Origin of the sequence: Streptomyces sp. NPDC050610 (assembly GCF_040654875.1) — a bacterium.
Taxonomy (GTDB): Bacteria; Actinomycetota; Actinomycetes; order Streptomycetales; family Streptomycetaceae; genus Streptomyces.
Map to the genome: position 1 here is coordinate 37553 of NZ_JBFAIV010000002.1, position 15283 is coordinate 52835.

Annotated in this window: 9 protein-coding genes; 4 read left to right on the plus strand and 5 right to left on the minus strand. The window is 73.9% G+C overall.

Annotated elements, in window-relative coordinates:
* The first annotated feature begins 13 nt into the window (after positions 1-13).
* From AB0I22_RS02430 to AB0I22_RS02445, 4 genes are all read left to right on the plus strand, one after another.
* Entirely contained in the window at positions 14-751 is a 738-nt protein-coding gene (locus tag AB0I22_RS02430; protein WP_363128741.1) for a response regulator transcription factor, read from the plus strand.
* The gene (locus AB0I22_RS02435; RefSeq protein ID WP_363128742.1) at positions 748-918 is read left to right on the plus strand and encodes a hypothetical protein; all 171 of its coding nucleotides are present in this window, start codon (positions 748-750) and stop codon (positions 916-918) included. Before AB0I22_RS02430 ends, AB0I22_RS02435 begins: the two co-directional genes overlap by 4 nt.
* On the plus strand, positions 915-2018 hold the full coding sequence (locus tag AB0I22_RS02440; RefSeq protein WP_363128743.1) for an ATP-binding protein: 1104 nt from the start codon (positions 915-917) through the stop codon (positions 2016-2018). The genes AB0I22_RS02435 and AB0I22_RS02440 overlap by 4 nt, the downstream gene beginning before the upstream one ends.
* A gap of 249 nt (positions 2019-2267) precedes the next feature.
* Complete coding sequence (locus tag AB0I22_RS02445) at positions 2268-6011, plus strand: multifunctional oxoglutarate decarboxylase/oxoglutarate dehydrogenase thiamine pyrophosphate-binding subunit/dihydrolipoyllysine-residue succinyltransferase subunit (RefSeq protein WP_363128744.1); 3744 nt, start codon at positions 2268-2270, stop codon at positions 6009-6011.
* Positions 6012-6110: 99 nt separating this feature from the next.
* On the opposite strand, the gene fxsT is transcribed toward AB0I22_RS02445, so the two are convergent.
* The 5 genes from fxsT to AB0I22_RS02470 form a co-directional block, all read right to left on the minus strand.
* Entirely contained in the window at positions 6111-9122 is a 3012-nt protein-coding gene (fxsT, locus tag AB0I22_RS02450; protein ID WP_363128745.1) for an FxSxx-COOH system tetratricopeptide repeat protein, read from the minus strand.
* Between the two features lie 83 nt (positions 9123-9205).
* Positions 9206-10471, minus strand: coding sequence for an HEXXH motif-containing putative peptide modification protein (locus AB0I22_RS02455; RefSeq protein ID WP_363128746.1), 1266 nt, complete (start codon positions 10469-10471; stop codon positions 9206-9208).
* Positions 10472-10479: 8 nt separating this feature from the next.
* A complete protein-coding gene (locus AB0I22_RS02460; RefSeq protein ID WP_363128747.1) occupies positions 10480-11697 on the minus strand; it encodes an FxsB family cyclophane-forming radical SAM/SPASM peptide maturase in 1218 nt (405 codons plus the stop codon).
* Positions 11698-11758: 61 nt separating this feature from the next.
* The gene (locus AB0I22_RS02465; RefSeq protein ID WP_363128748.1) at positions 11759-11953 is read right to left on the minus strand and encodes an FXSXX-COOH protein; all 195 of its coding nucleotides are present in this window, start codon (positions 11951-11953) and stop codon (positions 11759-11761) included.
* Positions 11954-12018: 65 nt separating this feature from the next.
* Positions 12019-15270 carry an SAV_2336 N-terminal domain-related protein gene (locus AB0I22_RS02470; RefSeq protein ID WP_363128749.1) on the minus strand — a complete coding sequence of 1084 codons (3252 nt, stop codon included), beginning with the start codon at positions 15268-15270 and terminating at the stop codon, positions 12019-12021.
* Between the last annotated feature and the right edge of the window lie 13 nt (positions 15271-15283).

A 15283-nucleotide genomic window follows, 5' to 3' on the forward strand; every position in this document is an offset into this window, starting at 1 on the left:
AAGGGCGGGGCGCATGGAGCAGACACACATCAGCCCGGGCGGCGCCGCGGCCAGTCCGGGCGCACAGCGCAGGGTGCTGGTGGTCGAGGACGACCAGACGATAGTCGACGCCATCGCGGCCCGGCTGCGCGCCGAAGGGTTCCAGGTACAGACCGCGGGCGACGGCCCCGCCGCCGTGGAGACGGCCGAGGCGTGGCAGCCCGACGCGCTCGTGCTGGACATCATGCTGCCCGGCTTCGACGGCCTGGAGGTCTGCCGCCGGGTCCAGGCGCAGCGGCCGGTGCCCGTCCTGATGCTGACCGCCCGCGACGACGAGACGGACATGCTGGTCGGGCTCGGGGTCGGCGCGGACGACTACATGACCAAGCCGTTCTCGATGCGGGAGCTGGCGGCGCGGGTGCACGTGCTGCTGCGCCGGGTGGAGCGGGCGGCGATGGCCGCGCACACGCCGCGCAGCGGCATCCTGCGCCTGGGCGAGCTGGAGATCGACCACGCGCAGCGCCGGGTGCGGGTGCGCGGCATCGACGTGCATCTGACGCCCACCGAGTTCGACCTGCTGGTCTGCCTCGCCAACACGCCCCGCGCGGTGCTCTCCCGCGAGCAGCTGCTGGCGGAGGTGTGGGACTGGGCCGACGCCTCCGGGACGCGGACCGTGGACAGCCACATCAAGGCGCTGCGCCGGAAGATCGGGGCCGAGCGCATCCGCACGGTTCACGGTGTGGGCTACGCGCTGGAGACCCCGGCGGCATGACGGGCCGCATGAGCGGCGAGGGGGCGGCCGGCCGTACGTACCGGCAGCCGCCCGGCCGCGACGTGACCGGCCGAGACGGGTTCGACCGCTACGTGATCGGCCAGGGCACGGACGGCCGCCACGCGACATGCGGTTCGACCGGTTCGACCCGTGGTGGCGCCCCATGAGCGGGACCGAGCAGACCAAGCGCACGGGCGCCTGGGGCCGGGTGTGGGAAGCGCTGCGGCCGCTGGACCCGTACCGGTCGGTGAAGGCCGCGCTCGGCGCGCTCGTCATAGGGTCGGTGACCATCACCACCCTGCTGGTCTTCGTCGCGATCCACTCCGCGACCGAGCTGCGCATCATCACCGTCTTCTCGATCATCGCCTCGCTGCTGATCACCCAGTTCGTGGCGCAGGGGCTGACCGCGCCGCTGGACGAGATGACCGAGGTCACCGGGGCCATGGCGCACGGCGACTACACCCGGCGGGTACGGGCCGACCGGCGCGACGAGTTCGGCGACCTGGCCACCGCCTTCAACCACATGGCCGCCGATCTGGAGGCCGTGGACACCCACCGCAAGGAGCTGGTCGCCAACGTCTCGCACGAGCTGCGCACCCCGATCGCGGGGCTGCGCGCGGTGCTGGAGAACGTCGTCGACGGCGTCTCGGAGGCGGACCCGGAGACGATGCGGATCGCGCTGCGCCAGACGCAGCGGCTGGGCCGGCTCGTGGAGCAGCTGCTGGACCTGTCCCGGCTGGACAACGGCGTCGTGCCGCTGCGCTCGCGGCGCTTCGAGGTCTGGCCGTACCTGGCGGGCGTGCTGAAGGAGGCCAGCATGGCCAACGGCAGCGGTTCCGCGCCGCACACCCGTAAGGACGTCCATCTCCACCTGGACGTATCTCCGCCGGAGCTGACCGCGTACGCGGACGTGGAGCGGCTGCACCAGGTGGTGGCCAATCTGGTCGACAACGCGGTCAAGCACAGTCCGCAGCGCGGCCGGGTCACGGTCCGCGCGCGGCGCGGCGAGGGCGAGGAGACGCTGGCGCTGGAGGTGATCGACGAGGGGCCGGGCATCCCGGAGTCCGAGCGGCACCGGGTCTTCGAGCGCTTCAACCGGGGCGGCTCGGGTCAGCAGGGTCCGGGCACCGACGGCGGCACGGGGCTGGGGCTGGCCATCGCGCGCTGGGCGGTCGATCTGCACGGTGGCCGGATAGGGGTGGCCGAATCCCCCCGTGGGTGCCGCATCCAGGTCACTCTTCCGGGAACGCCTCGCCCGGCGAGTTGACGTAGGGTCGACGTTGGAAGCACACATTCGAGGGTTGTGGGCGCTATCACCCGAACCCTCGGAGAGCCTTGGGGACCGCAAGGGCAGCGAAACTCCGTGTGTTTCCCGCCAAGTCATGCCCCGAAACCAACCCAACAATGTGACTTGCGCGACGACTGGCCCGTGTGGCCTGCAAGCAAGGTCCCAAGAGGCGTAGCCTTTATTCCCGCTGTCCACCACCTTAGGAAGCGGAAGAGGGCGGTTGCCGCCGTGTCGCCACAGTCCCCCAACACCTCGAGCATCTCGACCGAAGAGAACGGGCCGGGCAAGAGCCCAGCCGATGTCTTCGGCCCCAATGAGTGGCTCGTCGACGAGATCTACCAGCAGTACCTCCAGGACCCGAACTCGGTCGACCGAGCCTGGTGGGACTTCTTCGCCGACTACAAGCCGGGCGCCCCGGCGGCCCAGCCGCCGCAGGGCGTCACGGGAGCCGACACTCCGGCCCCCACCACCGCCCCACCGGCCGCCGCGCAGGCCGCTCCGCAGCCGGTGAAGGCCGCTCCGGCGGCCGCCGCCCCGAGCCCGGCGGCCAAGCCCGCCCCGGCCCCGGCGAAGCCCGCCGCGAAGCCGGCGGCCGCGGCGCCCGAGGGCACCGAGTACGTCCCGCTGCGGGGTCCCGCCGCGGCGGTCGCGAAGAACATGAACGCCTCGCTGGAGCTGCCCACGGCCACGTCCGTGCGCGCGGTCCCGGTGAAGCTGCTCTTCGACAACCGCATCGTGATCAACAACCACCTCAAGCGCGCCCGGGGTGGCAAGGTCTCCTTCACGCACCTCATCGGCTACGCCATGGTGCAGGCGCTGAAGCTGATGCCGTCGATGAACCACTCCTTCGCGGAGAAGGACGGCAAGCCGACCCTCGTCAAGCCCGAGCACGTCAACCTCGGTCTCGCCATCGACCTGGTCAAGCCCAACGGCGACCGCCAGCTCGTAGTCGCGGGGATCAAGAAGGCGGAGACGCTCAACTTCTTCGAGTTCTGGCAGGCGTACGAGGACATCGTCCGCCGCGCCCGCGCGAACAAGCTGACGATGGACGACTTCACCGGCGTCACCGCGTCGCTGACCAACCCCGGCGGCATCGGCACCGTGCACTCCGTGCCGCGCCTGATGCCCGGCCAGGGCCTGATCCTCGGCGTCGGCGCGATGGACTACCCCGCCGAGTTCCAGGGCACCTCCCAGGACGCCCTGAACAAGCTGGGCATCTCCAAGGTCATGACGCTGACCTCGACGTACGACCACCGGGTGATCCAGGGCGCCGCCTCCGGCGAGTTCCTGCGGATCATGAACCAGCTGCTGCTCGGCGAGAACGAGTTCTTCGACGAGATCTTCAAGGCGCTGCGCATCCCGTACGAGCCGGTCCGCTGGCTCCGCGACATCGACGTCTCGCACGAGAACGACGTCACCAAGGCCGCGCGCGTCTTCGACCTGATCCACTCCTACCGGGTCCGCGGCCACGTCATGGCCGACACCGACCCGCTGGAGTACCGCCAGCGCAAGCACCCGGACCTCGACATCATCGAGCACGGGCTGACGCTGTGGGACCTGGAGCGCGAGTTCGCGGTCGGCGGCTTCGCCGGCAAGTCGATGATGAAGCTGCGCGACATCCTGGGCGTGCTCCGCGACTCGTACTGCCGCACCACCGGCATCGAGTTCATGCACATCCAGGACCCCAAGGAGCGCAAGTGGATCCAGGACCGCGTGGAGCGCGGTCACTCCAAGCCCGAGCGTGACGAGCAGCTGCGCATCCTGCGCCGGCTGAACTCCGCCGAGGCGTTCGAGACGTTCCTGCAGACGAAGTACGTCGGCCAGAAGCGGTTCTCGCTGGAGGGCGGCGAGTCCGTCATCCCGCTGCTCGACGCGGTCATCGACTCGGCCGCCGAGTCGCGCCTCGACGAGGTCGTCATCGGCATGGCCCACCGCGGCCGGCTGAACGTCCTCGCCAACATCGTCGGCAAGTCGTACGCGCAGATCTTCCGCGAGTTCGAGGGCAACCTCGACCCGAAGTCGATGCACGGCTCCGGCGACGTGAAGTACCACCTGGGCGCCGAGGGCACCTTCACCGGTCTGGACGGCGAGCAGATCCAGGTCTCGCTGGCCGCCAACCCCTCGCACCTGGAGACCGTCGACCCGGTGGTCGAAGGCATCTCCCGCGCCAAGCAGGACGTCATCGGCAAGGGCGGCACGGACTTCACGGTCCTGCCGGTCCTGCTGCACGGCGACGCGGCCTTCGCGGGCCAGGGCGTGGTGGCCGAGACGCTGAACATGTCGCAGCTGCGCGGCTACCGCACCGGCGGCACGGTGCACATCGTCATCAACAACCAGGTCGGCTTCACCGCCGCGCCGGAGTCGGCCCGCTCCTCCATGTACGCCACCGACGTGGCCCGCATGATCGAGGCGCCGATCTTCCACGTGAACGGCGACGACCCGGAGGCCGTGGTGCGCGTCGCGCGGCTCGCCTTCGAGTACCGCCAGGCGTTCAACAAGGACGTCGTGATCGACCTGATCTGCTACCGGCGTCGCGGTCACAACGAGACCGACAACCCCGAGTTCACGCAGCCGCTGATGTACCACGTGATCGACAAGAAGCGCTCGGTGCGCAAGCTCTACACCGAGTCCCTCATCGGTCGCGGCGACATCACCCTGGAAGAGGCCGAGCAGGCGCTCCAGGACTTCCAGGGGCAGCTGGAGAAGGTCTTCACCGAGGTCCGGGAGGCCACCACGGCCCCGGCCCCGGCCGAGGTCCCGCAGCCGCAGGCGGAGTTCCCGGTGACGGTGAAGACCGCGATCTCCCAGGAGGTCCTCAAGCGGATCGCCGAGTCCCAGGTCAACATCCCCGACCGGGTCACCGTGCACCCGCGGCTGCTCCCGCAGCTGCAGCGCCGGGCGACGCAGGTCGAGGAGGGCACGATCGACTGGGGCACCGGCGAGACGCTCGCCATCGGCTCGCTGCTGATGGAGGGCACCCCGGTCCGGCTCGCCGGCCAGGACTCCCGCCGCGGCACCTTCGGCCAGCGCCACGCGGTGCTGGTGGACCGGGAGACCGGCCAGGACTACACGCCGCTGCTCTACCTCTCCGAGGACCAGGCCCGCTACAACGTCTACGACTCGCTGCTCAGCGAGTACGCGGCGATGGGCTTCGAGTACGGCTACTCGCTGGCCCGCCCGGAATCGCTGGTCATGTGGGAGGCGCAGTTCGGCGACTTCGCCAACGGCGCGCAGACCGTCATCGACGAGCTGATCTCCTCCGCCGAGCAGAAGTGGAACCAGACCTCCGGGGTCACCCTGCTGCTGCCGCACGGCTACGAGGGCCAGGGCCCGGACCACTCCTCGGCCCGGATCGAGCGGTACCTCCAGCTCTGCGCGCAGAACAACATGACGGTCGCCATGCCGACCCTGCCGTCGAACTACTTCCACCTGCTGCGCTGGCAGGTGCACAACCCGCACCACAAGCCGCTCGTCGTCTTCACCCCGAAGTCGATGCTGCGTCTGAAGGCGGCGACGTCCAAGGCGGAGGAGTTCACCACCGGCAGCTTCCGGCCGGTGATCGGCGACGACGCGGTGAACGCCGCGGACGTCCGCAAGGTCGTCTTCTGCTCGGGCAAGGTCTACTACGACCTCGTCGAGGAGCGGACCAAGCGCGGTCTCACCGACACCGCCATCGTCCGCATCGAGCGCCTCTACCCGCTGCCGGGTGAGGAGCTGCAGGCCGAGATCGCCCGGTACTCCAACGCGGCGAAGTTCGTGTGGGCCCAGGAGGAGCCGGCGAACCAGGGTGCGTGGCCGTTCGTCGCGCTCAACCTGATCGACCACCTCGACCTGGCGGTCGGCGCGGACATCCCGGCCCCGGAGCGGCTGCGGCGGGTCTCCCGCCCGCACGGCTCGTCGCCGGCGGTCGGCTCCAACAAGCGCCACCAGGCCGAGCAGGTGGCCCTGGTCAACGAGGTCTTCGACATCTGACCCCGGCGCCAGTACGTCCGAGAGGCCCGGTCCCGCATCACGCGGGGCCGGGCCTCTCGGCGTCCGTAGGTCCGTAGATCCCGTAGGCAGCCGCCGCCGTTAGACGGGCTGTGGTTCGAAGTCCCAGAACGGGCGGATGCGGGTGCGGGCCGCGACCGTGTGGCGGTGCTGGGCGCCGAGGGTGCGGGAGAGCTGCTGGAGCGCGTCGTGCTCCAGCTTGTCCGCCTCGTCGCGCTGGCCGAGGCCGCGCAGGTCGGCGGCGAGGCCGACCTCGCAGGAGAGGGTCAGCGGGTGCTGGCCGCCCAGGACGCGGCGGGCGCGGGCCAGGGTGTCGCGGCTGAGTTCGGCCGCGTCGTCGACCCGGCCGATGAGGTTGCGGCAGCTCGCCGCGTTGAGGGCGCACCCCAGCGTCCAGGGGTGGTCCTCGCCCATGGCCTCCCGCATGCGGCTCAGCGCCCGTTCGGCCGTCTCGAACGCCTCCTGTCGCTCGCCCGCCTCCCGCAGTACGAGCGCGACGTTGCCGTACGCGCCGATGGCGAAGGGGTGTTCCGCGCCCATGGCGGCGGTGTACCGGGCTGCCACGTCCTCGGCGCGGCGGCGGGCGTCGCCGAGGTCGGTGCCGATGGCGCGCAGCAGGCTGGCGTAGTCGCAGGCGACGCGGAGCGAGCCGGGGTTGTCGCGGCCGAGGACCCGCTCGCTGCGCTCCAGGGTGGAGCCGAGCAGCGCTTCGGAGGCCGAGAGGTCCATGTCCTGGCGGCGCATGCACATGGCCAGGTTGTGCTGGGCCATCAGGGTCTGCGGGTGGTTGCGGCCGAGGACCTGGAGGTGCAGGCGGACGCCGAGCTCCTGGCGGGAGGTGGCCTCGGTGTAGCGGCCGAGGAGGCGCAGCCCCCAGGCGTAGTTGAGGGCCGTGCCCAGCGTGCTGGGGTGCAGGGTGCGCAGCACCCGCTCGTGCGCTTCGAGCGAGTCGCGGTCGAGGTCGAGGGCTTCCTGGTACCTGCCGCGGAGGCGCAGCACGACGTTGACGTTGTTGCGGGAGCTCAGGGTGCGGGGCTCGTCGTCGCCCAGCAGTTCCCGGTAGCGCTCCCAGACGGTCTCCAGGAGGCCCTGGGCCTCCGGGTAGCGGCCGCGGGCCATCACGTTGGCGGCCAGTCCGCTCATGGCCTTGAGGAGTTCGAGCTCGTCGGGTTCGTCCTGCGAGCTGAGCTGGTCGACGGCGGTCCGGCTGAGCGCCTCCGCCTCCCGGTAGCGGCCGAGCATCCGCAGCATGTTGGCCTGGTGGTGGCTGAGGATGATGAGCTGGCCGTGGTCGGCGCCGAGGAGGGCGGTCCAGGCCACCCGGACCTTCTCGCTCAGTTCCAGGCCGGTGCGGAACTCGCCGCGCTGGTAGAGGTAGCGCAGGCAGTTGAGGACGAACCGCTGGACCTTGGGGTCGTCGCTGTCGAGGGCGCCGCAGGATTCGAGGTGCGGCACGAGTTCGGCGTAGCGGGGCCAGAGCCGGCTGTCGGAGGAGCGGCCGGGGTCGGCGGCGGCGAGGGATTCCTGGACGACGCGGGAGAGGGTGGTGTGCTCGCGGTCGGACATGGTGTCGCGGACGAAGCCGTGGACCATGCGGTGCATCTGGACGGTCTCGACGCCGGTGCCGGCGTCCTCGGAGATGGCCTGCTGGTACTCGATGCGGACGACGGCGTACTGGATCAGGATCTTGAGCGCCCGGTTCCACTTCAAGGTATCGCTGGTCAGCCAGCTGAGCCGCTCGGGCAGCCGTCCCGCGCCCATCTCGCGCAGCAGCCGCAGCGGTACGGGGCCGGGCGCGAAGAAGACGCACAGCCGGAGCAGGTCGACGGCCTCCTGCATGTTCTCGCGCAGGGTGTTGAGCAGTATGTCCCACGCCTTGGGGAACGCCTCGGGGTAGGACGGCGAGGTCTGCAGGACGTCCTCGGAGTCCGAGACGGAGCCGCTGACCAGGGCCACGTACTCCTCGACGGGCATCGCGGACTGGCCGAGCCAGCCGGCGGTCTGGTCGAGGAGGAGCGGCAGGTCGTCGAGGGCGGCGGCGAGGAGGTGGGCCTCGGCGGGGCTGAGCCGGCCGGCGCGGCGGCGCACGAAGGCGACGCTCTCGTCGCGCGCGTACACGGGCACGTCCATCAGCTCGGCGTCGTGGCCGCCCCAGTCGCGGTTGCGGGTGGTGATCAGTACGTGGCCGGGGCCGGAGGGCACCGCGTCGGCGACGGCGGCGGGGTCGTCGGCGCCGTCGAAGACGAGGAGCCAGCGGCTGTGCGGGCTGCCGATGCGCAGGGCCTCGTGGACGGCGCGGATGCGCTCGCCGTACTCGCTGCCGGCGTCGACGAGGCCGAGGGCGGGCGCGAGGGCGGCGAGGCCCTCGCGCATGGCGGCGCGGGTGTGCGCGGGCACCCACCAGACCAGGTCGTAGTCGGAGGCGAAGCGGTGCGCGTACTCGGAGCCGAGCTGGGTCTTGCCGACGCCGGACATGCCGTGCAGGGCGCAGACGGCGGCCCCGCTGGGGGCGTCCTCGAACCAGTCGTGGAGGGCGCTGAGCAGGGTGTCGCGGCCGGTGAAGCGGGGGTTGCGGCGCGGCACCGGGCCCCAGACCGCGGGCGGGTCGTCGGGGAAGCGGGGGGTGCCGGGCCGTTCGTCCTCGATGTACGGGCCCTCGGTCGGCAGCCCCAGTCGGCCCAGCACCCGTCGTTCACTCTCCTCGGCGCCGATGCGCCACAGGTCGGCGGGGGCCAGCAGCCCGGTGCCGTTCGGAAGTTGACGGGTCGTCACGCTCACGGCGGCGAACCGGTCGGTGTGCGGCTCGACGACGGCGTGCAGCGCGGCGTTCCACTCGTCCTCGGTGCGCGGGCCGAGCGAGAAGTACCAGTCGCTGAGGATCAGCAGGGTCTTGCCGGGCTGGTCGAGCAGGTCGGCCAGCGCGCTCTCCAGGGGCTGATCCACCGAGCCGTCCCAGCGGCGGAGCACCGGCCGGTGGCCGAGGCGTTGCAGCCGGTGGCTGATCCACGCGGCCCAGGGCCGGTTGTAGCCCGCGTAGCTGATGGTGAACTGCTGTGACCCGGCGCTCTCGCCGGGTCCTCGCTGTGCGGCCATCCGACCGTTCCCCTCGTGTCTGAGCGAAAGCGACAGCCGGGTCGGCGGGGTCGTCCGGCGCCCACCCGGTGTTTCTCTCTGTCTTACCGCAGAGCCGTGCCCGTGCGCCGTCCTATCCGGCCGCGCCGCGCCGCCGCCACCTCGGCGGCGGCTCGCGCCCGTGGCCCGAGCGCGCCGGGGTACGCGGGCGACCGAGCGTACGCGTCGGCCATGGCGTGCGCGAATTCCCTTCCCTCGTCGGTGAGTTCGGGCGCCTGTACGAACCCGGGGAGGACGGCTCCGGCCTGGGCCCAGCAGCGTGCGTGGGCGTCCCACGCGGCCCGCTCCCCCGGGCCGCGGAGCACGGCGATACGGCCCCACAGGTCGGCGAGGGCCAGGTGCGCGTACAGGCCCTGCAAGAGACCGTCGAACGGGCGCGGGTCGGGGCGCCAGGGCGCCCAGTGGCGCGCCTCGCGGCCGGCCCGGTGCAGCGGCACGAGGTCGAGGACCGCGGCGAGCTTCGAGTGCTGGATCTCGTGCGCCAGGGTGGTGGCCAGGTCCACCGCGGTCGCGGGCCGGGAGGCGAAGGCCGCGCCGAAGGCGTCCGGCATGGTCGCGGCCACCAGGCCGCTGGCCGGGGCCCGCAGCGGGACGACGCAGCCGAGCAGCGCGGAGAGCTCGGCGGCGCGCTCCGGCGCGGCGCGCTCCAGGAGCGCCGCGGCGTCCCGCCACAGGGTGTGCCAGCGCCCCTGTTCGGCGGGGGTGGTGCGGCCGGCGGGCACCACGGCGGGGCCGGAGCCGCCGTCGGGCGAGCAGTGCGGGTCGAGGTCGTCGAAGGCCACGGGGGCGGAGTGCGGCCCGGCGGGCGGCAGATGGGCGAGCGGCAGCCAGCGGTAGCCGGCGGGGCAGGGCGCGTCCCCGCCGCTCTCGATCAGCACGTCGCGGGCGGTCGGGTGGGTGACCGCGCCGAGGGAGGGCAGGACGAGCGTGCCGCGGCGCAGCGGCAGGCGGACGCGGAAGGGCACGCCGGCGCGTAGGGCCGCGGCGGCGGCGATGGCCGCGAGGCCGTCGGAGAGCTGGTCCGCGAAGCCGGCCGGCGGCGTGTCGCGGCGGTGCGCGAGGCGGAGCGTACGGGCGGCCCAGGCGCCGACGAGGGGGTAGCCGATGGCCTGGCGGGCGGCCCCGGGGTCGGCGCGGTCGGCCGCCGCCAGCAGGGTCCAGTGGGCGTCGAAGCGCGGGTCGCCGCCGGCCTCGTCGGCGAGGGCGCGGAGCAGCAGGAGCCGCTTGCTGTACTGGGAGGCGGTGAGCAGCTCGGCGGCGGCGGGCGGGCACTGGGTGCGGGCGAGGGCGCGCAGCACCGGTGCGGGCATCCGGTGGGTCATCGGGCCGCCGCGGTGTGCCGGGCGCGGCCCGCGGACTCTTCGAGGCGGCGGGCCGCGTGCCGGATGAGGCGCCGGAGGTCGGCGCAGTAGACGGAGGGGTGGTGGAACCCGGAGCCCGCGCGGTAGCGGTGGGCGTAGTTGCCGCCGCCGCACACGCGCTGGACGGGGCAGGCGAGGCAGGTGTCGCACAGGGCGCGGGCGCCGAGCTGGCGGGCGGCGACGCCGGGGTGGTCGAGGGCCGCGTCGAAGGGGTGGCGGAAGACGTCGAGGCCGGTGGCGGCGGCGCCCTCGTACGCGGACTTCAGGGAGTCGACCTGCTCGATCGCGCCGTCGGCCTCGACGACGACGGTGGCCAGGGGCGAGGTGCCCAGGGCCTCGGTGGCGCTGGGCGCGCCGAGGAGCAGCAGCACGGCTTCCTCGAAGAGCCTGATCCGGGGCGCGCCGGGGCCCGCGTCCCACCAGCGGTCGAAGAGCCGGGCGAGCCAGTCGCCGTAGGCGGTCCGGCGGCCGGCCGGGTCGGCGTGCGGCGGCGGCGCCGACCAGTTGGCGTGCGGGAGGAGGAAGTCGAGGGCGGGCGGGCGGAAGGCGAGGAGGGAGTCGTAGAGCTCGTCGGGGTCGGTGGCGGGGTCGGCGGTGCTCAGGATGCCGGCGTAGGCGTCGGGGCGCTCGGCGAGCAGCCGCAGTCCGCGGGCGACGGCGTCGAAAGAGGGCCGTCCGGCGTGGTCGACGCGGGCCCGGTTGTGGCGGGGCAGCCCGCCGTCGAGGCTGACGCCGACGCGGATGCGGGCGTCGGCGAGGCGGGTGACGCGCTCCTCGGTGAGGAGGGTGGCGTTGGTCTGGGTGGTCGTGGTGAGTTCGGTGCCGGCGTCGAGGCGGGCGCGGATGGCGTCGCGCAGGCGCAGCAGCGGTTCGACGCCGGTGAGCAGGGGTTCGCCGCCGTGCAGGACGGCTTCGACGGCGGGCAGCCGGTGGGCGCGGGCGTGCTCGGCGATGCGCTCGGCGGTGCGCTCGACGGTACGGGCCGAGACGGTGGCGGGGCGGTCGCGCCAACTGCCGTCGGGGCCCTCGTAGATGTAGCAGTAGGAGCAGGCGAGGTTGCAGCGGCTGTGCACCTTGAGGACGAACTGGCGGAACGGCACGGGGGCCACGCCCTGGGCGCGCAGCGCGGCCACGTCGAGCCGGTCGTACGGCCAGGGCGCGTGCTGGTGCGCCATCGTCGGCCTCCCCCCTCGTCTCTCTCGTGGCCGCCCCTCCCCGGGCGGCCTGGATCACCGGTCAGGACGAGTTCTGGAAGGCGCAGAGCACGCCCGTGGGCTCGACCGTGCGGCGCACCAGCACGTCGAGCACCGTCGACAGGGCCGGACTGTCCAGGGAGCGCAGCGCGTCGAGGTCGATGCCCGTCAGATCGGGCAGGGCCCCTTCCCCGTCCTCCGGTCCCGGGGGACGGACGTCGGTGCCGTCGTCTGTCAACCTGCTCTCCTCACAAGCGCGTTGCCCAGCTGAGAACATGTGCCCACTCGCCATCGCGCGGAAACTCATGGCCGGTGATCCTCTGCGAGCAGGCGGAGGCGTTCCTCGGTGTCGGCGCGCCCCTCCCCGTCCCCGGCCGGCAGCAGATCCCACCAGTACAGCGACCGCTGGTACGAGCGCTGCGCCGCCACCGGCAGCCCGGCGGCGAGCAGCGCCTCGCCGCCGCGGTGCAGGGCGCTCGCCGCGAGCCGCATGGCGGCCCGGCGGGCCGATCCGGACAGGCCGTCGCGGGCGAGCAGCGCGGCGCTCGCGGCGGACTCGTAGCTGTCGGCCGCGCGCTCGGGCTGCCCGAGCAGCTCCTGGGCGCGCCCGTGGTCGTACCAGGCCTCGGCGGCCCGCATCGGGTCCTCGGCGCCGCTCGCCGCCCGGCTGAGGATGAACTCGCCCTCCCGCAGGTCGACGACGTCCCATTCGTCGGCGTACCGCTGGAGCAGCGCCCGCCCGAGGAGCAGCAGCGTCCGGTTCAGCCGCGGGTCGTCGGCGACCATCTCGGCGCGGGCCTCGCGCAGCACGCGCACGGCGGCGGAGGCGCCCGCCCGGTCGGGCGCGAGGCGGGACAGCTCCAGGGCGGTCTCGCCCCAGTCGGTCAGCACGTCGGCGTAGGCGGCGTCGCCGGCGCGCAGCGCCTTGCGGGCCGCCGCGTACAGCCCCACGGCCCGGTCCAGCTCCGCGGGGTCGCCGGAGACCTCGCACCGCTGCCGGTGGACGCGGGCGGTACGGGTCAGCGCCTCGGCCTGCACGGGCGTTCCCTCGGTGAGCCGCCGGGCGCGGTCCAGCACCGCCAGCACCCGCTCGTGCCCGGCCTCGCCGCCCAGCAGCAGGGCGTCGGCGAAGTCGAGCAGCGCCCGTACGTACAGCTGGAAGTGGGCTTCGACGGGTTCGAGCAGTTCGACGGCCGCCGACAGGGGCGGCACCGCCTGGAGCGCCAGGAAGCGGGCGGCGTCCGGCGCGGACTGGGCGCCGGCCAGCGCGAGGAGCGCGCGGCCGAGCTGGAGGTCGAGGGGGCCCAGCCGGCGGCGGCTGGTGGAGGAGTCGCCGACCAGCTCCGTCAGCTCCTCCACCACCCGCTCCAGGAAGGCGTGTTCGCCGGTCTGCCGCCACAGGTCCCACATCACCCAGGACCATTCGAGGGCGGCGTCCAGGACCGCCCGGTCGACGGCGCCGTCGCGCGCCGCGGCCTGCCGCAGCTCCCGTTCGGCGGCGCGCAGCAGCTGCCGGGCGTCGGCGGGTTCGTTGGCGGAGATCAGCTCGCGGGCGCTGGCGTGCAGGACCTTGCCGAACACGCGGTGGGCGCGCGGGCCGGCGTCGGGGCGCGCGGCGGCGGCCGCCGCGGGCCCCTGCGCCTCCCGCAGCACGCCGGGGTCGCCCTGGTCCTCCCACAGCCGCAGCAGCACCTCGGCGAGCAGCACCTCCGCCTCGGGGAGCGGGCCGGCCGCGGACTGGGCGGCGTAGCGCAGCAGCCGGGCGGCCTCCAGCAGGTATTCGACCGCGCCCCGTTCCTCGTAGCGCGCGAACTGCTCGCGGGCGCGGCGCACCGCTTCGGCGCGCCCGCCGGGCGGCGCGGCGGGGGACGGCGCCGCGGGCTCGGCGGGCCGGGTCGGCAGATAGCGCTGGAGGACCTGGTAGGAGACCTCCGCGAAGGGGCGGGGCAGCCGGTCCTCGGGGCGGCGCGCGCCACTGGCGGGCAGCGCGGCCTCCGGCGCCGCCAGGTGCGTCTCGCCGGCCCGCTGCACGCCGGTGAGCTGGGCCGCCGCGACGGCCGGGAAGTTGCGGGCCCCGGTGCCGAAGCGCTGCGCCACGTACTCGGAGCAGTGCTTGAGCACCAGTGTGGCCTCGTCCCGCGGCAACGGGCCCAACAGGACGTTCCGCACGCCGTCGTGGAAGTCGTACCACTGCTCCCCGTCGTCCGGCTCCGCCGCCGTCAGCTGCCGCAGCATGCCGCTGAACAGCACCTCCGCCATCTCGGCGGGCCCGGAGTGGGGCAGCATCGTGCGCTGCACCAGCTGCATGACGGGCAGTGTCAGCGGGGCCGCCGCCAGGTACACGGCGAGCTTCACGGCGGCCGGGGAGGCGGTCGAGCGGAAGCGCTGCACGATCTCGCGCGGGGAGCGCTGCGGGGGGCCGCCCTCGACGGTCGCGGCGGCGTCCTGGTCGGCCCGCACCCAGCCCACCGCGCCGGGGGCGGCGGCCGTCCCGGTGCCGGACAGCAGCCGCGCCCAGGTGCCCAGCGCGGCTTCGGTGGGCGGCAGTACGGGCACGGGCAGCGCTCCTTCGGCGGCGGGGTCGGCGGCGGCGCCGTCCCAGCTCGGGCCGCGCCGCGCGGAGGCGAACCGCAGCCGGGCGCCGGGCTCCTCGTCGCGGTGCAGGGTGCCGGGCTCGACGGGCAGCCTCGTGCGCGACCACAGCCGCTGCGGCAGCGGCTGGAGCACGGCGACGGGGGCCTGCCGCCCCCAGCGGTGCAGCAGTTTGTGCGCCTGGCCGCTGCGCCACAGGGGGCCGACGCAGTCGCTGATGAGCACGGTGAGGCGGCGGCCGGTGGGGTCGCGCAACTGGTCGGCGGCGCGCAGCCGTTCGCGGCCGCGCGGCCCGGTGCCGATCAGCGGCTTGCCGCCGGGCACCTCGTGCAGCCGGTGCACCTGGACGTCGCGGAACGCGCCGAGCTGCTCGCAGACCTGCCGGACCTCCTCCAGCGTGCGGTCCCACACGGCCATCGAGGGGGAGGCGTCGATGAGCAGGGCGAGGCTCGTCTCGCGCCGCTCCACGGCCTTGAAGACCGGCAGCACCATCCCGGCGCGGGCGCTGCGCTCGGCGGTGGCGCCCTCGTCGAGGGTGTGCCGGACGGCGGGCGCCGAGGGCCGGTAGCGCTGCAAGGGGCGCAGGGCGCGCTGGAGTTTGAGGAGGCTGGGCAGGGTGGCGGCGGCCGGTACGGCGATGGGCACCCCGCCTAGGGCGCTCCGCCCGGACGTGCCGCCGACGGCGTGGATGGCGACGTCGTCCGGCCCGTCGGTGCCGTCCGCGGCCGTCGGCTCCGGGGGCGGCATCGACTCGCGCGGCCGCTGCTCCCCCGGCCGCGCGCCGCGCTCGGCGGCGCCGTCGGCGAACCGCGGCGCGTCGGGGGCCGGCTCCGGCGGGGCGGAGCCGGCGGGTGGCGTGACGTAGTGGGCGAGCCACAGTCCGTCGGCGACGTCCTCGGCGGACGGGTCGAGGCCGTGCTCGCGCAGCAGGCCGATCACATCGGCCAGGGGGTCGTCGGGCACGGCAGGCACATCC

Coding starts and splice junctions, on each gene's coding strand:
- AB0I22_RS02430 (WP_363128741.1), top strand. CDS start 14: ATGGAGCAGACACACATCAGCCCGGGCGGCGCCGCGGCCAGTCCGGGC.
- AB0I22_RS02435 (WP_363128742.1), top strand. CDS start 748: ATGACGGGCCGCATGAGCGGCGAGGGGGCGGCCGGCCGTACGTACCGG.
- AB0I22_RS02440 (WP_363128743.1), top strand. CDS start 915: ATGAGCGGGACCGAGCAGACCAAGCGCACGGGCGCCTGGGGCCGGGTG.
- fxsT (WP_363128745.1), bottom strand. CDS start 9,122: ATGGCCGCACAGCGAGGACCCGGCGAGAGCGCCGGGTCACAGCAGTTC.
- AB0I22_RS02455 (WP_363128746.1), bottom strand. CDS start 10,471: ATGCCCGCACCGGTGCTGCGCGCCCTCGCCCGCACCCAGTGCCCGCCC.
- AB0I22_RS02460 (WP_363128747.1), bottom strand. CDS start 11,697: ATGGCGCACCAGCACGCGCCCTGGCCGTACGACCGGCTCGACGTGGCC.